The sequence below is a fragment of the Streptomyces coelicoflavus genome (assembly GCF_045041415.1).
GTDB classification, from domain to species: domain Bacteria; phylum Actinomycetota; class Actinomycetes; order Streptomycetales; family Streptomycetaceae; genus Streptomyces; species Streptomyces coelicoflavus.
Window position 1 is genome coordinate 584,113 of record NZ_CP108218.1, and the last position, 18,331, is coordinate 602,443.

The window sequence follows — 18,331 nt, forward strand, 5'->3', positions numbered from 1 at the left end:
CGGGACAGCACGCTTGCATGCGCAGAGCTCGCAGGCAGTCCGCACTCTCTCGCCCGCCCGAGCCGTTCCCGCGCCCCACGTCAACTCGCCCTCGTATCGGGCACCTGAGCGCGACTGGTCCCACCAAATCGCCATCCCCGGCCGAGCTTCGGCCTGCCCTCTCACGCTCTCCTCCGGCCCCCCTCTAGGAGAATGACCATGACCGGACACCTCCGGACCTTCTCGCCGAAGACCAAAGCTCTCACGGCCGCGCTGACGGCCATCGCCGTGGCGGGGATCGCTGTGCCGGTGATCACCAGCGCGCAGGCCAAGACTTCCGCCTCCGCACGCTCGGCCGATGCGCACACCGCCCCCAGCAGCGTGCAGAAGCTGCACCCCCACGCGGCCTGCTTCGAGGTACGGGTGCCGGTGTCGGTCAAGAAGATAGGCAGGGCCCACATCTACGGGGAACTGTGCCAGCCGCGCCAGAAGACCAAGGTGAGCAAGACCGTGCAGCTGCTGGTCCCCGGCTCAACCTACAACCACAGCTACTACGACATGCCGGTGGAAAACGGCCGCTACTCCTACGTGTCCAAGGCCCTCGACGAGGGCTTCTCCACCTTCAACATTGACCGGCTCGCCACAGGCAAGAGCACACTGCCGCCCAGCTCGAAGTACGCCCTCGAATCCAGCACGGACGCCATCCACCAGGTCATCAGCCGGTTGCGTGGCGGTCAGGTCAAGGACCGAGCCTTCGACAAGGTCGTCTGGGTCGGCCACTCGCTGGGCTCGTCCATGGCATGGGCTCAGGCCGCGAAGTACAACAACGACGTCGACGCCTTCGTGCTCACCAGCATGAGCCACGTCGTCCGCCAGGAGGAGCCCTCCGACGACGGTCCCGGCGAGGACGTCAAGTTCGAGATCAAGGCGAAGGACGACCCCAAGTTCCAAGGCAAGATCAACGACTCTGGCTACCTGACCACGAACGTCGGCATGCGGCAGTTCTTCTACTACACCCCCAACACCGACCCGGCCGTCATCAAGGCCGACGAGCGCCTCAAGGACGTGAGCACCGCCGCAGACTCCGACAGCGCGAGCCTTCCCGCCGCGCAGTCCCCTTCTCAGGCGATCAAGGTGCCCACCCTCCTAGTCACCGGCGACAAGGACCAATACTGCACCGTTGACACCTGCACCCCGAAGACGATGCTCGCCAACGAGCGGCCGTACTACTCCGACCAGGCCGACCTCACATCGATCGTCGTGCCCAACAGCGGCCACGATGTGCAACTGCACAAGAACGCACCCAGGACGAACGCACAGATCCTGCACTGGATCAAGGCCGCGCTCTGAGGCTGACCGATCAAGGCCCGGCCCAACACAGCGGCGCACTGTCAGGTCGGCGGGTCGGTGAGCTTCTCGGTGATCTGCGCTTCGAGCGCGGCGATTCGCTTGTCGGCGAAGCGCGCGTTGTCCCGGGCGGCAGCCAGACGTTTGTTGAGGCGGTCCCGCTCGACGGTCAGGGCCCTGACCTCGCGTTGCAGGGCAACGTTGGCGGTGGTGATGCGTACGACGTCGGCGTCCGTCCAGTCGCCCTGAAGGCCAGCGATCTGCCCCAGAAGCTCGGCGATGCGCTCTCGCTGGTTGACGACCTCCGCGTTGGTGTTCTTGAGGGCCTCCTCAGCGTTGAGCGCGCGTTCACGCCAGGACGCCTCAACCGCGTCGCGCTGGGCTTGATCGCTCTGCGCTCGGAGCCCGCGAGCTCGGAGAGCGGCCTGGGTGACGATGGTGCGGGCCTCGGCGTGTTCGTAGAGAAAGGTGCGCGAGACGTCCGCTTCCCGGGCGACCGCTGCCACAGTGATCGTGGTGCCGTTCTTGGCGAGCTGGTCGACGACGCGCTTGACGCGCAGCAGGCTGGCTTCGGTCCTAGATCCAGCCGTATACACGCAGGGAGCGCCCGTCGACCTCTCGCACTTCTGACGTCGCCTCGAAGTGCTCGTAGCGGTTCTCGACGTTGAGTTTGACCCGGTCCGTGAGCGGTTCCAGCTCGTGCATCCGCTGGTCCTCGGGAATGTCTTTCCCGCCCGCCAGGAAGATGTTGGGCTCCGCAGCACGGTCGCCATCGCTTCGCAGAATGTTGTTGGAGTGGGCCTGAGCACTGGTGAGGATGGTGCTGGTCATGTGCGAGTCCTCTCATGCAAGGGCACTGTGGACAGCCGAACCGGTGGGGGGAGTGGGCAGCCCGACGGGTGGCACTGCCGAATTGGAGGGTGCGGAGGTCCCGGGCGCATCAGTGCGCAAGGGAACGTTGCAGCCACGAGGGCGCCGCATGGGCTGGCCGCGACTGGGCTATATCGACTGTTGCCGAATCAGGAATCAGCTTGGCGTCGATCTAAGGCGGGTGTCAACCACTTGCCGGGACCCAAGTGCAGCGAGTCCTTGGGGGACTACTGGCGGCGCCCTCAGGAGATCAAGGCACACCGAGGCGCCCCGAAGCGCAGCCGGGGCAGACACAGGAGCAGGCAGCACGACGAGTGAGCCACCACCCTCGACGGACCGCTGGCCGCGTGGGGCGTCACCACTGGCCGGGGCTTGCACAGCACGCAGAGATCACGTGGCGCGGCAGATGTCAGCCGCGCAGACCAGGCCCGATGGATACTCCGTGATGCGAATCAGTCGCGGGTGGTAAGAAATCCGGACAGGGCAGCGAGCACCGACGGGGCGAGTCGGTAGTAGACCCAGGTGCCGCGCCGCTCGGACAGCAGCAGACCGGCCTCGCGGAGCTTCTTCAGATGGTGACTGACCGTGGGCTGGGAGACGCCGACGTCGGCGATGTCGCACACACAGGCCTCCCCGTCAGGATGGGAAGCAACCTTGGAGAACAGCCGCAGCCTCACCGGATCACCCAGCGCCTTGAACATGGCGGCGGTGACCTCGGCCTCCTCGTCTGTGAGCTCCCGGTCCGTGAGGGACGGGCAGCACGGTGGAGCGGAGGCGGTGGCCGCCAACTGCGCTAGCTTCGACATGCATCTATGTTGACACTCGTTTCGTCTCCTGCCAAGATCGATTGATTCGATGAGCATCTAATCAGCACTGGGGGCACGACAAGCATGCGTACCGCCGATATACAGGCAGCTCTCAGGAGGACGGCCGTCGTCACCGGAGCCAGTAGCGGCATCGGGGCGGCAACGGCGCGGGCACTGGCTCGCGAGGGGTACGAGGTCGTCCTGACAGCCCGCCGGGCCGACCGCCTGGAGGCCGTCGCCAAGGAGATCAGAAACGACGGAGGAACGGTCCAGGTGTTCCCCCTGGACGTGACCGACCGGGAGGCCGTCCTCGCCTTCGCCGCCCAGTTTCCGGCGTGTGACGTGCTGGTCAATAACGCGGGTGGGGCCTACGGAACGGAGCACATCGAGAACGCCGATCCTGGTGACTGGCGGTCGATGTACGAGGTGAATGTCGTCGGCGCCCTGCACATGACCCAGGCCCTGCTGCCGACCCTGAGAGCCTCTGGTGACGGGGTGGTGGTCGTGATCTCGTCCACCGCGTCATTCACCTGCTACGAAGGAGGGGGCGGTTACAGCGCCGCCAAGCACGGTGCCCACGTACTGGCCGAGACTCTGCGTCTGGAGGTGTGCGGGGAGGCCTTGCGGGTGGTCGAGATCGCTCCGGGGATGGTCCACACCGAGGAGTTCTCCCTAAATCGCTACCGTGGTGACCTGGACAGGGCGGACGCCGTCTACGCGGGTGTTCCGGACCCGCTGGTCGCCGATGATGTCGCCGACGTGGTGACGTGGGCGGTGACCCGGCCGCCTCACGTGAACATCGACCTCCTTGTGGTCCGCCCCAGAGCACAGGCGGCGCAGCACAAGGTGCACCGCACCACCTGACCGACTGCCGACGGGTCGCCTCCCCCCCAGACCGGGAGAGGCGACCCGTCGGGGCGGTTCAGCAGCCTTGGGCGCCGGGCGCGTCGAACATGTCGGCGGCGTAGGCGGCCAGCTGCAGGGCCGCGGTGTGGTCGATGCCGAGTTCCGTCGCGGCGGACAGCACGGCGTCCGACGCCGTGGCCGACGTGCCCAGGTGCTTCGCGGTGACGTGGAGAAGCTGCTCGTGCTGATCCTTGGTCAACCCGAGACGCAGGGCGAGCGCCTCTCCCCCGGCAGTCACCGAGCACACTCCGGTCTCGGGCAGCTGCAGTTCGACCGACTGAGCCGCTTCGAAGTCACCGGCCAGCGCGGCGGCGATGGAGCGAACCTGCTCGTAACCGGTGAGCATAAGGAAGGTCGGAGCCCGGCCGTAGCTCTTCATGCCGACGGTGTAGTAGCCCGGTTCGGGGTGGGCCAGTTCGCGGTAGCCGTGCGGGGTGACGGTTCCGCAGGAGTGCTGGTTGGGGTCGATGAGCGGGGCGAGGGCGCGGGGTGCGGACATGATCGGGTCGAGCTCCAGGCGCAGCTCGTCGACGATGCGGTAGTCGGGCCTGAAGCCGGTGGCCGCGACGACCCGGTCGGCGGTAAGGCTTCGCTCGGTGCCGTCCAGGTCCCGGGAGACGAGCTCCACCTGGTCGCGCGAGGGGTCGTCGCCCAGGCGGCGGACGGCGTGGGTGCGGAAGTTGGCGGCAAGAGTCACGCGGCCGGTTTCCACGAGCATCTTCAGGCCGGAGCCGATGGCTCCTCGTGCGGGCAGCTCGTCGTCACTGCCACCGCCGAAGGAGGCGGCCGGGTCGGCGCCGCGGATGGCCCAGGTGATGGTGGTGCCCGGTGCGGTGTCGGCCAGCTCGGCCAGGGCCAGCAGAGTGTTGGCTGCCGAGTGGCCGGCGCCGACCACGACGGTGTGACGGCCGGCGTGCTGGTCGCGGTCCGCTCCGAAGACGTCGGGCAGGCCGTGGTTGATCCAGGCGGCGGCGTCCTGCTCGCCGTGGGCGGGCAGGCCGTTCGCGCCGACGTGGTTCGGCTGACGCCAGGTGCCCGAGGCGTCGATGACGGCGCGCGCCAGCACTTCCTCACCGTCGGCCAGGCGCAGGACGAACGGGGCCGCGTCCCGGTCGGCGGTGCGCAGACGGTCGATGCCCAGCCTGCTGATGGCGGTGACCTCGGCGCCGTAGCGGATGTGGGAAGCCAGCGCGGGAAGCTCGGCCAGCGGCTGGAGGTACTGCTTGACGAGATCCCCGCCCGTGGGCAGGGCGGACGCGTCGGGCTCCTCCCAGCCGGCGGCCGCGAGCAGTCGGCGGGCAGCGGGATCGGTGTTGAACTCCCATGGGCTGAAGAGCTGGATGTGGGACCAGGCCTGCACGGCTGTCGCCGCAGCGTCTCCGGCTTCCAGGACGACGAAGGGGACGCTGCGTTCGGCCAGGTGCGCGGCAGCAGCCAGCCCGACGGGGCCGGCGCCGATCACGGCGACTGGGAGGCGGTCGGAGCCGAGGTCAACCACTGTGCGGTGTCCTTTCACGAAGGGAAGGGTGGCAGTCAGGCATCTCGCGTGGGATCGGACGAGGAAGCCGCGAGATCCTCTGCGGTGTCCGCCTGCTTGTGCTGTTCGCTGCGCTCCGCAGCCCGCCGCCGAAATTCGGCGATGGCGGCACAGCAAGAGCCGGTCTGCTCAGCGTCGAGGCCGATGGAATCACTCATCGGAAGCGGCTCCTGTCGCGGCGGCTCGGAGGGCGACGCGAAGCAAGCGCATCACAACCGCCTATATAGATAAACAACGAATCAGAGTTCCACCTTCACCCCTGCTTCGATGAATGTCAACCTCATGCCACAGCCTGCCGTGGTGTGACGAGCGTCACCTCGCGCCGCGTTGCGCGGGCGACCCGCGCCGGGTCAATCTCGATACATGTCGAAACAGCGGGGGTAGTGGCACCAGGGCACCCGCCCAGTGCCACAGCGACATCGGGGAACAGCGGCTGTGCCGATAGCCGCGCCCGGCCCGTGAACGGTCAGTGCGCTCGCCCCGCACCTGACCGCTCAGCCGGCGGACCGGATCTTTCCCGCCTCACTCTCGTTCTGTCCTCGGTGCGATCGCCCGCCACCGGACCGGCCCTGCTGCCGGTCTGCCGCGCCCGCACCGCAGTTCCTTCCGTGCTGCTTCACCAGTGAACGGCTTCGTCATGCCCGGAAGGACATTCATGCCTCACGACCCCACCCGCGCGGCTGGGACTGCCAGTGAACCGATCGCCATCATCGGCATGGCCGGACGGTTCGCCGATGCCACCAGCCTTGAACAACTCTGGGACATGCTGCTCCAGGGCCGCGACGCCATCACGGACATCCCGCCGGATCGCTACGACGTCGACGCCGTCTACGACCCCACGCCCCGCACGCCCGGCCGCACGGTGAGCCGGTGGGGCGGCTTGCTCCACGACATCGACGCATTCGACGCGGAATTCTTCGGTATCTCCCCCCGGGAGGCCGATCGCATGGACCCCCAGCAGCGGCTCCTCCTGGAGGTCGCCTACGAAGCACTCGAAGACGCGGGTCAGCCCCTGCCCCGCATCGCGGGCACTGACACGGGCGTCTTCATCGGCCAGCTGGGTGGTGACTACTGGCATCTGCAGTACGACGACCGCGATCAGCTCGACCTGTACGCCATGACCGGTGCGGCCGCCCGCGCCATCACCTCCGGCCGGCTGTCCTACGCATTCGACCTGCGGGGGCCCAGCTTCACCGTCGACACCGCCTGTTCCTCCGCGCTCGTGGCCGTCCACAACGCCGTCCAGGCGATCCGGCTCGGTGAGTGCCCCCTGGCGATCGCCGGCGGGGTCAACCTCGTACTCCTGCCGGAAGAGGGCGTCGTCTACTCGGGCGCCGGCATGCTCGCCTCCGACGGCCGCTGCAAGTTCGCCGACGCCTCGGGTGACGGCTTCGTCCGCAGCGACGGCATCGGAGCCGTCATTCTCAAGCCGCTGTCGGCCGCTCTCGCCGACGGCGACCGCATCCGGGCGGTCATCCGCGGATCCGCCGTCGGCAACGACGGCCAGAGCAGTGGCTACCTGGTCACGCCCGCCGTCGAAGGCCAGCGTGACGTGCTGCGCCGCGCCTACGCAAACGCCGCCGTGGACCCCGCCGACATCGACTACATCGAGGCCCACGGCACCGGCACCAGCGTCGGCGACCCGGTCGAACTGCAGGCCCTGGCCGACATCGTCGGCGCCCGAGCCTCGGACGATCGCTGCCTGGTCGGCTCAGTGAAGACCAACATCGGCCACGCCGAGGCAGCTGCCGGAATCGCCGGTCTCATCAAGGCCGTGCTGTGCCTGGAGAACAAGACGATCCCGCCCAACCTGCACCTGAAGAATCCCAACCCCGCCGTCGACTGGGCCAACCTGCCACTCGCCGTGCCCATCCACGCCACCCCTCTGCCGCAGCGGGACCGGCCGGCCGTCGCCGGGGTTTCCAGCTTCGGCTTCTCCGGAACCAACGCCCACCTCGTCCTCGAAGCCGCCCCCGAGCGGCGCACCACCGCCCGGGACACAGCGCCGGACGCGCGCAGCGAGCTGCTGGTGTTGTCCGCGCTCAGCCCCGAAGCCCTGGCCGAGGCGGCCCGCAGCATGGCCGACCACCTTGAGGGCCCCGGGGCGCGACAGAAGCTGCGGGACATCGCCCATTCCGCTGCGCTGCGCCGTACCGTTCACGACGCCCGCCTCGCCCTTCCCGTCGAGAGCCACGCCGAGGCCGCCGCCGCGTTGCGGGGGTTCGCCGACGGCGACAACGAGCCCGGCCTGTCCTTCAGCGACTACACCGACTCCGAGGCGATGCCACGGGTCGCGTTCGTGTTCCCCGGACAGGGTTCGCAGTGGCCAGGCATGGGCCGCGAGCTCCTGGACAACGAGCCGGTCTTCCACCAGGCCATGCGGGACTGCGACGACGCCATCAGGACGGAGAACGGCTGGTCGGTCATCGAGCTGCTGCGTTCGGCGGATGAAGAGCGACTCAAGGAACTCGACGTCATCCAGCCCACCCTCTGGGCCATGGAGATCGCCCTGGCCGAGCTCTGGCGCTCCTGGGGCATCGAACCGGACGTGGTCATCGGCCACAGCATGGGTGAGTCCGCCGCCGCTTACATCGCCGGCGCTCTCTCGCTCTCTGACGCCGCCGCGGTGATCTGCCGCCGCAGCCGACTGGCCAAGCGCCTGTCCGGCCGCGGCACCATGGCCTGGGTCGCTCTTCCCGCCGACGAGGCAGCGGCAGCGCTGGTCGGTCACGAGGACACGGTGGCCGTAGCCGCCATCAACAGCCCCACCTCCACCCTTCTGTCCGGTGATGGTGAAGCTCTCGACCAGGTACTGGCCGGCCTCGATGTGCGCGGTGTCGACAATCGGCGGGTCAACGTGGACTTCGCGTCGCACTGTCCGCAGATGGACGCTCTTCAGGAGGACCTGCTCTCCGAGCTGTCCCACCTCACACCGCGGGCAGGTACCACCCCCCTGCACTCCACCCTGCTGAACGAGGTCATCGACGGCTCCGGCATGAACGCCGAGTACTGGGTGCGAAACATCCGCCAACCGGTCGACTTCGTCGGCGCGGTGAAGGGCCAGCTCGACCTCGGCGACACCGTGTTCGTCGAAGTCAGTCCTCATCCGCTGCTCGTGTCAGGAATCCGCGAGACCAGCCGCATGGCCACCGGCGCCGACACCACCGCGGTCGGCAGCCTGCGCCGGCACGCGGACGAACGCGGCTCCCTGCTCACCTCCGCGGCCGCCCTGCACACAGCCGGTGCCCGTCTCGACCTCGACAAGCTGACCGCCGACGGGAGCTACGTGGCCCTGCCCACGTATCCCTGGCAGCGCACCCGCCACTGGATCAGCCCCGCCCCAGCCCGTCCCGCGGCCGCCACCGCGGCGCCTGCCGAGCCCGCCACGGGTAGGGAGCACGCGACGCACCCGCTGCTCGGCAAGCCGTCACCCACCGAGGGCGCGACCCGTATCTGGCAAGGCGCACTGCGGCTCGCTGACCACCCCTACCTGCGCGACCACTGCATCCAGGACACCATCATCCTGCCGGGGACCGCCCACCTGGAGCTCGTCAGCGCCGCCGCACGCACCGAACTGGGATCCGGAGCGCTGTCGGTGAGCGAGGTGCACTACCACCGGGCCCTCTTCCTCGACGAGGACGGGCCCGCACCAGAGGTCCAGGTCACTGTCACTGCGCGCCCGGACTCCTCACTGCACTGCCGCATCCTCAGCCGGGAATCCGCCACCGACGACTGGGTGTTGCACACCGAAGCCACTGCTCGCGCGGTGGCCGGCGACACTCCCCGACCGGGCGAGTCGCTCCAGTCCATTCGTGCCCGCCTGCCCCAGCACCAGGACGCCGTCGACTTCTACACGTGGAACGCCGCCCGCGGCAACCAGTGGAACGGCACCTTCCAAGGAATCACCGAACTGTGGCGCGCCGACGGCGAGGTCCTCGCCCAGCTGTCCTGCCCGGCCGCGCTCCTCGACGGACTCGCCCCCCACCACTTCCACCCGGCCCTCCTGGACGCGAGCGGACACGCCATGGCCGCCGCCCGTGAGCTGACTGCTCCCGGTGACGAAGGCGTCTTCGTCCTCGGCGGCATCGACGAAGTCCGCTTCTACCAGCGGCCGCCCGCCTCCTTGTTCAGCCACGCCAGGCTGCTGCCGTCCCCGCGCGAGGACTCGTTCACCGCCGACATCGACATCCGCGCCGACGACGGCCGTCTGATCGCCCAGATGCGCGGACTGCGCCTGCAGTACCTGGCCGGCCACGCTCCCGCCCTGCTCAACCCGCGCACCGAGGATTCCGTGACACCATCCCGCACCCCCGGCTCCCCGGCCGCCCCAGCCAGCGACGACCGCGACACCTGGCTGCACACACTCACTTGGGACGAAGCCCCCCTTCCCGCCCCGGCCACGGGCACCACTGACCCCGACGGCTTCTGGTTGCTGTTGACCGACAGCGGGCCCACCGGGCGCGCCCTGGTGCGTGAACTGAACGGCCGCGGCCAGCGCGTCGTCGCCGTCACCGCCGGCGCGGGCCAGCTGGCAGGGGGCGGCGACCGCTACCGCATCGACCCCGCCAAGGAAGAGCACTACCGCGAGGTCCTGGCCGATGTCGCCCGCTACGGTGCTTGCCGCGGCATCATCCACCTGTGGGCCCTGGACGCCCAGACCGGCCTGGACGCCACACCCACCGAAATCCACCGCACCCAGGTGCTCGCCGCGCACAGCATCCTGCACCTGACCAGGTCCCTGGAGAAGGAACCGCTCGGCAACCCCCCGCTGTGGCTGGTCACCCAACTCGCCCAGGCCACCGGCACCGGGGAGCGGGTACGCCACCCCTTCCAGGCCATGCCGTGGGGGCTGGGCCGCACGCTGGCTGCCGAGGCACCCGCACTGAACCCTCGCCTGGTCGACCTCGACCGTTCCCCGGCCAGTGTCCCCGCCCTGGTGGAGCAACTGCTCCACCCCGACCAGGAGAATCAGGTCGCGTGGCGCAACGGCCGGCGCCTGGCAGCCCGGCTGCGCCCCGCGGCGGCCGCCACCCCTGCGCCGCAGGCGCTGTCACTGCCCACACCCGGCGTCATCGACGACCTGCAGCTGACCGCCGCCCCCTCGCGCGGCCTCGCCGCGGACGAAGTCCGTATCCAGGTCAGCCACGCCGGGGTCAATTACCGCGACGTGCTCCTGAGCCTGGGCATGTATCCCGGACAGGACGACAGGCCGCCCGTGATGGGCTGGGAGTGCGCCGGCACCGTCAGCGAGACCGGCTCCGGCGTGACCGACGTCGCGGTGGGCGACGAGGTCATCGCCTTCGCCGAAGGGGCCTTGGCCTCCGAGGTCGTCACCCGCGCCTGCCTCACGGCACCCAAGCCGGCCAGGCTGACCGCGGCCGAGGCCGCGACCCTGCCGGCCGCCTACCTCACCGCCTACCACGCACTGCACGACATGGCCCGCCTCGAACGGGGCCAGAAGATACTCATCCACACCGCGACCGGGGGCACCGGCCGGGCCGCGCTGAACGTCGCCCGCTGGAAGAGGGCCCGCGTCTTCGCCACCGCCGGCAGTGACGCAAAGCGGCAGCTGCTGACCGAGCTCGGTGTCGAGCAGGTCGCCGACTCCCGAAGCCTTGCCTTCGCCGACGTCTTCAAGCCGGCTGTCGCAGAGGGCTTCGACGTCATCTGCAATACCCTGGCCGGGGACGCCATCGAGGCGAACCTGTCCCTGATGGCCCCGTACGGGCACTACCTGGAACTCAGCAAACGCGACATCCTCGACAACAACGCGTTGCCGCTGGGTGCCTTCGCCCGCAACCTTTCCTTCCACGCCATCGACGTCGTGCACATGATCCAGCACGCGCCTGAACGCGCTGGCCGTGTGCTGCGGGCCGCTGCCGCCCTGGTCGACGAGGGCGCGCTGGAGGCACTGCCACACACGGTGTACCCGGTCGAGAAGGCCGCCGACGCCTTTCGGTTGATCGCCCAGGCCCGGCACACCGGCAAGATCGTGCTGTCCTTCGGCCAGTCATCCGTCACGGCCGGCGGCCCACGCGGCCGCTCGGTCACCGTTCACGCTGACGGTACCTACCTGGTCACCGGAGGTGCGGGCGGCATCGGCGGACAGCTGGCTCTGTGGCTGGCCGACCAGGGCGCCCGCCACCTGCTGCTCACCGGCCGCAGTGCGCTGCCCGAGCAGGACGCGGTAGTAAGCGGGACTCATCCGCAGGCCGCCGCCGTCGCCGTGCTCCGGCAATTGCGCGAGCGCGGGGTGAACGTGGCGTACAAGGCTGTGGACGTCGCCGACGCCCAGGCCATGCGGGCGATGCTGGAGTCGCGACGCCGCGCGGGGATGCCGCCTGTGCGTGGGGTGTTCCACGCGGCCGGGGTCATCGACTACACCCTGCTCAGTGACATGAGCGGCGCCGAGATGGATCGAGTCCTGGCGGCGAAGGTCTCTGGGGCCTGGAATCTGCACCGGCTGCTGCGCGAGGAGTCGGTCGAGGCGTTCGTCCTGTTCTCTTCCGGCTCCGCGCTCCTCAGCTCCCCCATGCTGGGCGGGTACGCGGCAGGGAACGCGTTCCTCGATGCGCTGGCGCACCACCGGCACGCCCAGAGCCTCTCCGGCACCGTCGTCAACTGGGGGTTCTGGGACAGCGTCGGGATGGTGGCGCGCAAGGAGCAGGAGGAAGAGCGCACGCTGCTGCCGCACGGCATGACCTCGTTCAGCCCGGACGACGGTCTGTCGGTGCTGGGCAGGATCCTGGCCGAAGGCAGGCTCCACACGGCGGTGTTGCCGGCGGACTGGCAGGCTTGGGCCCGCGCCTACCCGAGCGCCGCTGCTGCCCCTCTGGTGCAGCACCTCACCAACAGCGATCAGTCGGCGTACCCGGCTCCCGCTTCTGAGAAGCAGGCCGCCGAACCCCGCCCGTTGTCCCAGGTCGCCGATCCTGACGTGTCCCGTCGTGTCGCATCCGCGCCAGCCGGGGCTCCGCCCGCCTCTGCGGCGGTGGCCGAGCCCACGGCTACTGCCCGGATCGCACCGCAGGCCACTGCTCCTGTACAAGCAGCGCCCAGCAGCGAACTGCTCGACTTCCTCAAGCAGGAGGTTGCGGTCGTGATGGGGCTGCGGCCCGAACGGGTCAACGTCAACCGGCCGCTGAACCGGCTCGGCATGGACTCCCTCATGGCCGTCGAACTCCGCAACCGCGTCGAACGCCGCTACCAGGTCAAACTCCCCATGGTGCAACTCCTCAAGGACGGCACCATCACCACCGTCGCCCAAGCCCTGGCCACCGAACTGGAGCCGGTCGAGGAGGAGTCCGGCAGCACCAAGGCGGACGACTCGGCGGTAGCTGCAGCGGCGGGCAGTGCACCTCCGGTGGCCGAGGTCGCATCCGTCGAGACCAGTCGCGAAAGCACGGCCCCGGCTGCCGCTGAACCGTCCCTGCCCGATGCCAGCGCCTCACGGGCCCCCGAAGCAGCACAGACGCCTCCCACGGACGAGCTCCTCGACTTCCTGAAGCAGGAGGTCGCCGTGGTGATGGGGCTGCGGCCCGAACGCGTCAACATCAATCGGCCGCTGAACCGGCTCGGCATGGACTCCCTCATGGCCGTCGAACTCCGCAACCGCGTCGAACGCCGCTACCAGGTCAAACTCCCCATGGTGCAACTCCTCAAGGACGGCACCATCACCACCGTCGCCCAAGCCCTGGCCACCGAACTGAACTCCGCAGACGCCTCGGCCTGACCGAGCGAGGGACGAGGACCGACTTCATGAAGACCACTGACATTCGCATCGCCGGGCTCGGCACGTACATCCCTGAGATCGTCGATGCCCGGAAGGCCGTCGCGCTGGGTCTGTACGACGCCGACGACTACGAGTTCTACGGATGGACCGGCGCCGCCGTCGCCGACGACATGCCCGCTCCGGACATGGCGGTCGCCGCTGCCCGGCAGGCCATGGAACGCTCCGCGCTGCACCCGCACGACATCGACTTCCACATCCACGCCTGCGGGCACGAACAGGGCCCCGAAGGCTGGTCGCCGCAGCACTACATCCTGCGTCACCTGACCGACCGCGACGTGCCCTCCTTCCGTGTCTGGCAGGCCTGCAGCGGACTGATCGGCTCACTGGAGCTGGCCGCCTGCTACCTCAAGGCCGTACCCGAACGCAGCGCCGCTCTGCTCACCGGCGCCGACAACGTCGGCACCCCCAACTTCAACCGGTGGGCCTTCGGCATCCAGAACGGGGTGCTCGGTGACGGGGGCAGTGCGATCCTGCTGTCGAAGTCCGAGGGCTTCGCGAGCCTCCTGTCCATCAACACCGGCTCCACTGCAGAGGTCGAGGAGCAGTACCGCGGTACGGAACCGCTCTTCCCCCCGTCGCTGACGGTGGGCCGCGGCATGGACTTCAAGGAGCGCCTGGCCGCCGCCGGCGGGCTGGAGGAGACCGTCGCCGAGGTCGTGCGCCGTCAGGGCGAGCTGCGCACGGAGATCGCCCTGCGCACCCTGGCCGAAGCCGGCCTGGAGCCGGGCGACGTCACCAGGGTCTGCCACGTGTTCACCGGCCAGGAGAGCTACCTGAAGGTCATCCTCGATCCCATGGGCCTCTCCCCCGACCAGGGCCTGCTCGACTTCGGCCGCAACCTGGGCCACATGACGGTCAACGACCAGGTTGTCGGCCTGACGCACCTGGTGGAAACCGGGCAGGTCGGCCCGGGCGACCACGTACTGATCGTCGCCCATGGCGGCGGGGTGTCCATCACTTGCGCCGTCGTACGCATCGACCAGCGGCCCGACTGGGCCGCCGGCTGATCAACCCCGCCCGCCTGCCGGTCCCGCGACGGGGCCGGCAGGCGGCATGTCCGCTCATTCGCACCACCGTCCTGGGGGGCACGCGTGCAAAACCTCGCCTCATCACCCTTGCTCGACGCCGAGGCCCTGATCTCCGGCTTCGGCCTGCTGGGCATCATGGCCACCGTCTTCGCCGAATCCGGCCTGATCGTCTGCTTCTTCCTGCCCGGCGACTCGCTGCTGTTCACGGCGGGGCTGCTCGTGGCCAACGACCAGTTCCTCCACCAGCCCCTGTGGCTGGTCATGCTCGCCATCGCCGCAGCCGCCGTCTTGGGCGACCAGTTCGGCTACGCCTTCGGCCGCAAAGTTGGCGGGGCTCTCTTCCGCCGTCCCAACTCCCGGTTCTTCAAGCAGGAAAATGCCGAGCGGGCCCAGCAGTTCATGCTCAAGCACGGTCCCAAGGCCCTGGTGATGGCCCGCTTCATACCGGTCTTCCGTACCTTCATCCCCATCACTGCCGGTATCGGACGCATGACGTACCGCACGTTCTTCCTGTTCAACGTGATCGGTGCTGTGCTGTGGTCGGTCAGCCTGACTCTCGTCGGCTACTACCTGGGCCAGGTCGCCTTCGTCCGCGACAACATCGAAGGCATCGTCATCGGCATCGTGCTCATCTCCGGCATTCCCATCATCATCGAGGGCATCAAGATGCGACGTCGCGCCCGCAGCGCGCCCGCAGCGGGCCAGGAGATGCCCGTCACGCCGTCCACCACCCCCGAAACGGAGCTGCCCCGTCCATGATCACGGCACAAGAATTCTGCGACCTCCTGGCCGACCGCGGCTTCACCGTCGCCAGCGGCGTTCCCTGCTCCCACTTCGGTGGGCCGATCGCGCACCTGAGCACCGAGCCCGGTCGCTACGTACCCGCCCCGAACGAGGGCAGCGCGCTCGCCGTGGCCGCCGGCGCCGCCCTGGGCGGACAGCGCGCCTACGTGATGCTGCAGAACTCCGGTCTGGGCAACCTCATCAATCCGCTCACTTCGCTGGTGATGACCTACCAGCTGCCGATCCTGACCTTCACCAGCCTCCGGGGCTGGCCCGACCCCGCGACTGACGAACCCCAGCACGCCGTGATGGGACCGGCGACTCCCGGGCTTCTCGACAGCGTCGACACCCCGCACCACACCCTGTACGCGCAGGACGGGGTCGAGGAGTTCACCGCGGTCCTGGAGAAGGCAGAGAAAGACCTCGCCGAGCAGCGGGCGCCGTTCGTGCTGGTTGAACGCGGCGCCATCGGCAAGGCCACGGCGGCCAACTCCCCTCACACCGAGGGACTGCCCGCCGCGGAAGCCATCCGCCTAGTCACCTCTGCCGCTCCGCAGGCGGCCGTCGTCGCCACCACCGGATTCACCGGCCGTGACACCTTCGCCGTTGCCGACACGCCCAGCACCTTCTACATGCAGGGCTCCATGGGCCACGCCTCGTCCATCGGCCTCGGCGTGGCGCTGACCCAACCGGAGCGGACCGTGGTGGTCCTGGACGGGGACGGGGCCCTCCTGATGCACCTGGGCGCCCTGTCGATGATCGGCAGCGAGGCGCCCGCCAACCTGATCCACGTCGTGCTCGACAACCGGGTGCACGAGTCGACGGGCGGACAGGCGACAACCTCGGCGACGACCTCGTTCCCCGAGATGGCGAAGGCCGCCGGATACGCCGACGCGGTCGTCTGCGACCGGGAGGAGGACGTGCGGGCCGCGATGCTGCGAGCCCAGGCCGCTCCCGGCCCGCACCTGATCTGTATCAAGACGCTGCCTCGCACGGGCGCGGTCCCGCCCCGCGCGACCAACGCCCTCAGCACGCTCGACATCCGGGACCGCTTCCAGAACGATCTGCGGCAGTAGCACGGGAGGCACGCCGCAGGGGGCCGTGTTCCACGCAGACGCGTTGAACACGGCCCCCTGGGGCGAGTGGCGGGCTCAGGCGCCCTGCGCCACGGGCGACTGTCCGGCCCCCGTCTGGAGACAAGCCGCAACCGTCTCAGGATCCATGGCGGCAAGGCTGGCGAACATGCGCAGCGGCTCGGCCAACGTCTGACAGCACATCACGTACTGATTGCTGCGGCCCTTGGGAATCGCCTCTACGAGGTTCTGTTCACGCAGGGGGGCCAGGTGATGGCTGACCAACGTCTGGCTCAAGCCGGTGGCCTCCTGCAGTTCCTTGACGGTGCGGGGACGTTGGGCGATGAGCAGGATCAGCGTCAGTCGCGTCTCGTCCGCCAAGGCCCGCAGTTTCGGTGCCAGCATCTGTGCCCGCTCGCGTTCGCTGAGCCACTGGTCAGGATCACTGACCGCTACCCTGAGCTTCGATGGCCGGGCCATCGCCACCTCCCTCTCACCCGCGGGCCGGGCTGCGGAGTCGATCCTACGCACAGTCCGCTCCCCGGTCTTCAGGACGTAGCGGCGGCGTCGGCGCTGTCGCTGCGGGCGGCGGCTTCGGACTGGGCTGTGCCGTCCTCGTCGGCAACTCGGGCGCGGGGCAGAATGAACGCGGCGGCCAGGGCACCGACCGCCGCGACACCCACGGCGATCAGCAGCGTGCCGGTGAACCCGCCCACGAAGGACTGCTGCGCCGCATCCAGCACGCGCCGGCCCGTGTCGCCGCCGAGCTGCTGGGCCACCGCGGAAGCGCCCGCCAGGGACTCGTGTACCGCCTCTCCGGCCTCACCAGGCAGCTGAGCCGCCTGCGGCAGGTCGTCACGGTACAGCGTGGCAATCACACTGCCGCTGATCGCGATGCCGAGCGCACCTCCCACCTGCATGCCGACATCGGCGACGGCCGACCCGGCGCCCGCCTGACGGGCGTCGGAGACCACCAGGATGACATCCACGGCGGCCGGCAGCGCGATACCCATACCCAGGCCGAATACAGCCAGGCCGATCAGTGCCTGCGCCTCGTCGTCGACGCTGAGCCCGGCCAGAACACCGAGTCCCGCAGCACACAGCAGCAGGCCGACCACCACCGTCGTCTTCAGCCCCGTGCGCTGTACCAGCTTCGCGGACAACGGCGCCCCAACCATCATCGTGCCGATGGCGAGCATACGCAGACCCGCGCCCAGGGGATCGAGTTCGAGCACCGACTGCAGGTACTGGGTGAGCAGGTACAGGCCGCTGTAGAGGCCGAAGGAGGTGCAGGCGATGGCCAGAGCTCCCCCGCCGTAGCGAGCGTTCAGGAACAGGCTGACGTCGAGCATCGGATGGGCCGTCTTCCGCTCCCACAGAACGAAGGCGACCATCAGCACCACGCCGACGAACAGGGAGCCGAGGGTGATGATGTCGCCCCAGCCGTTGTGCGGGGCTTCGACCAGGCCGTAGACGATGGCCACCAGCCCCGCCACCGAGAGAAGGGCGCCGACGAGGTCCAGCCCGGGGTGCCCTTCGGCCTTGGACTCGGGGATGAGCTTGGCTCCGCCGATCAGGGCGATGGCCGCGAGGGGGACGTTGATGAGGAACATCGATCCCCACCAGAAGTGTTCGAGCAGCAGACCACTGACGAGCGGGCCGAGCGGCACGCCGACCGCGGCGGCGCCCGACCAGATGCCGATCGCCTTGCCCTGCTCCTCGCGCGGGAAGACGTCCTTGATGATGGCAAGGGTGGCGGGCATCATCAGCGCTGCCGAGATGCCCATGAGGGCCCGGAAAGTGATCAGCATCTCGGCGTTGGAGGCGAACGCAGCGCCCAGGCTGGTCAGGGCGAAAGCGCCGAGACCGACGGAGAGAAGTCGCTTGCGGCCGAACCGGTCCGACAAGCCGCCGGCCATGAGCAGCAGTCCGCCGAACGCCAGGGCGTAGGAGTCCACCATCCACTGCAGTTGGCTGCTCGTGGCGTCCAGGTCCTTCTGGATGCTGGGCAGCGCCAGGTTCAGGATCAGGGTGTCCAGGCCGATCAACACGAGACTCAGGCACAGGATGTTCAGGATCTGCCATCGGCGCGGATGGCCGGCGGAGCTGGTCACTTGCTTCTCCTCAAACGCAACAGGTTGGAGTCCCGGGGAGCGGCTGTGGCCGGCCGCCGCACGGGGGTATGACGAGCAGGCCGGCCATCAGCCAAG

Annotated in this window: 13 protein-coding genes; 6 read left to right on the forward strand and 7 right to left on the reverse strand. The window is 69.1% G+C overall.

Features of this window, described 5'->3' with window-relative positions:
* The first annotated feature begins 198 nt into the window (after positions 1 to 198).
* Positions 199 to 1,329 (forward strand): alpha/beta hydrolase, encoded by a 1,131-nt coding sequence (locus OHA99_RS02740; protein WP_194279826.1) that lies wholly within the window; start codon positions 199 to 201, stop codon positions 1,327 to 1,329.
* Positions 1,330 to 1,370: 41 nt separating this feature from the next.
* Here OHA99_RS02740 and OHA99_RS02745 read toward each other — a convergent pair whose 3' ends face one another.
* From OHA99_RS02745 to OHA99_RS02755, 3 genes are all read right to left on the reverse strand, one after another.
* Positions 1,371 to 1,922, reverse strand: coding sequence for a DUF6262 family protein (locus OHA99_RS02745; protein ID WP_366471509.1), 552 nt, complete (start codon positions 1,920 to 1,922; stop codon positions 1,371 to 1,373).
* Positions 1,903 to 2,157 (reverse strand): DUF5988 family protein, encoded by a 255-nt coding sequence (locus OHA99_RS02750; RefSeq protein WP_366471508.1) that lies wholly within the window; start codon positions 2,155 to 2,157, stop codon positions 1,903 to 1,905. Before OHA99_RS02750 ends, OHA99_RS02745 begins: the two co-directional genes overlap by 20 nt.
* 491 nt (positions 2,158 to 2,648) lie before the next feature.
* The gene (locus OHA99_RS02755) at positions 2,649 to 3,002 is read right to left on the reverse strand and encodes a helix-turn-helix transcriptional regulator (protein ID WP_042799404.1); all 354 of its coding nucleotides are present in this window, start codon (positions 3,000 to 3,002) and stop codon (positions 2,649 to 2,651) included.
* Between the two features lie 84 nt (positions 3,003 to 3,086).
* Between OHA99_RS02755 and OHA99_RS02760 the strand changes: the two genes are divergently transcribed.
* Positions 3,087 to 3,866 (forward strand): SDR family NAD(P)-dependent oxidoreductase, encoded by a 780-nt coding sequence (locus OHA99_RS02760; protein WP_405693760.1) that lies wholly within the window; start codon positions 3,087 to 3,089, stop codon positions 3,864 to 3,866.
* A gap of 58 nt (positions 3,867 to 3,924) precedes the next feature.
* Here the strand turns inward: OHA99_RS02760 and OHA99_RS02765 are convergent, their stop codons facing one another.
* The gene (locus OHA99_RS02765; protein ID WP_405693763.1) at positions 3,925 to 5,406 is read right to left on the reverse strand and encodes an NAD(P)-binding domain-containing protein; all 1,482 of its coding nucleotides are present in this window, start codon (positions 5,404 to 5,406) and stop codon (positions 3,925 to 3,927) included.
* 35 nt (positions 5,407 to 5,441) lie between these two features.
* Positions 5,442 to 5,603 carry a hypothetical protein gene (locus tag OHA99_RS02770; RefSeq protein ID WP_016325501.1) on the reverse strand — a complete coding sequence of 54 codons (162 nt, stop codon included), beginning with the start codon at positions 5,601 to 5,603 and terminating at the stop codon, positions 5,442 to 5,444.
* Between the two features lie 497 nt (positions 5,604 to 6,100).
* Here OHA99_RS02770 and OHA99_RS02775 point away from each other — a divergent pair, with 497 nt between their 5' ends.
* The 4 genes from OHA99_RS02775 to aepY all read left to right on the forward strand — a co-directional run bounded on the left by OHA99_RS02775 (position 6,101) and on the right by aepY (position 16,124).
* On the forward strand, positions 6,101 to 13,177 hold the full coding sequence (locus OHA99_RS02775; RefSeq protein ID WP_405693766.1) for an SDR family NAD(P)-dependent oxidoreductase: 7,077 nt from the start codon (positions 6,101 to 6,103) through the stop codon (positions 13,175 to 13,177).
* 26 nt (positions 13,178 to 13,203) lie between these two features.
* Complete coding sequence (locus tag OHA99_RS02780) at positions 13,204 to 14,244, forward strand: ketoacyl-ACP synthase III family protein (protein ID WP_153176561.1); 1,041 nt, start codon at positions 13,204 to 13,206, stop codon at positions 14,242 to 14,244.
* Positions 14,245 to 14,328: 84 nt separating this feature from the next.
* Positions 14,329 to 15,024: a DedA family protein gene (locus OHA99_RS02785; protein WP_153176562.1), complete on the forward strand. Its 696-nt coding sequence runs from the start codon at positions 14,329 to 14,331 to the stop codon at positions 15,022 to 15,024.
* Positions 15,021 to 16,124: a phosphonopyruvate decarboxylase gene (aepY, locus tag OHA99_RS02790; protein ID WP_266573485.1), complete on the forward strand. Its 1,104-nt coding sequence runs from the start codon at positions 15,021 to 15,023 to the stop codon at positions 16,122 to 16,124. Before OHA99_RS02785 ends, aepY begins: the two co-directional genes overlap by 4 nt.
* Before the next feature lie 75 nt (positions 16,125 to 16,199).
* Here the strand turns inward: aepY and OHA99_RS02795 are convergent, their stop codons facing one another.
* Positions 16,200 to 16,601 carry a helix-turn-helix transcriptional regulator gene (locus OHA99_RS02795; RefSeq protein WP_179232229.1) on the reverse strand — a complete coding sequence of 134 codons (402 nt, stop codon included), beginning with the start codon at positions 16,599 to 16,601 and terminating at the stop codon, positions 16,200 to 16,202.
* A 68-nt stretch (positions 16,602 to 16,669) separates the two neighbouring features.
* Positions 16,670 to 18,235 (reverse strand): MFS transporter, encoded by a 1,566-nt coding sequence (locus OHA99_RS02800; RefSeq protein WP_366471505.1) that lies wholly within the window; start codon positions 18,233 to 18,235, stop codon positions 16,670 to 16,672.
* Between the last annotated feature and the right edge of the window lie 96 nt (positions 18,236 to 18,331).

Bases quoted from the DNA above. Each gene is read 5' to 3' on its own strand.
- OHA99_RS02740 (WP_194279826.1), top strand. From the start codon at position 199: ATGACCGGACACCTCCGGACCTTCTCGCCGAAGACCAAAGCTCTCACG.
- OHA99_RS02750 (WP_366471508.1), bottom strand. From the start codon at position 2,157: ATGACCAGCACCATCCTCACCAGTGCTCAGGCCCACTCCAACAACATT.
- OHA99_RS02755 (WP_042799404.1), bottom strand. From the start codon at position 3,002: ATGTCGAAGCTAGCGCAGTTGGCGGCCACCGCCTCCGCTCCACCGTGC.
- OHA99_RS02760 (WP_405693760.1), top strand. From the start codon at position 3,087: ATGCGTACCGCCGATATACAGGCAGCTCTCAGGAGGACGGCCGTCGTC.
- OHA99_RS02770 (WP_016325501.1), bottom strand. From the start codon at position 5,603: ATGAGTGATTCCATCGGCCTCGACGCTGAGCAGACCGGCTCTTGCTGT.
- OHA99_RS02775 (WP_405693766.1), top strand. From the start codon at position 6,101: ATGCCTCACGACCCCACCCGCGCGGCTGGGACTGCCAGTGAACCGATC.
- OHA99_RS02780 (WP_153176561.1), top strand. From the start codon at position 13,204: ATGAAGACCACTGACATTCGCATCGCCGGGCTCGGCACGTACATCCCT.
- aepY (WP_266573485.1), top strand. From the start codon at position 15,021: ATGATCACGGCACAAGAATTCTGCGACCTCCTGGCCGACCGCGGCTTC.
- OHA99_RS02795 (WP_179232229.1), bottom strand. From the start codon at position 16,601: ATGGCCCGGCCATCGAAGCTCAGGGTAGCGGTCAGTGATCCTGACCAG.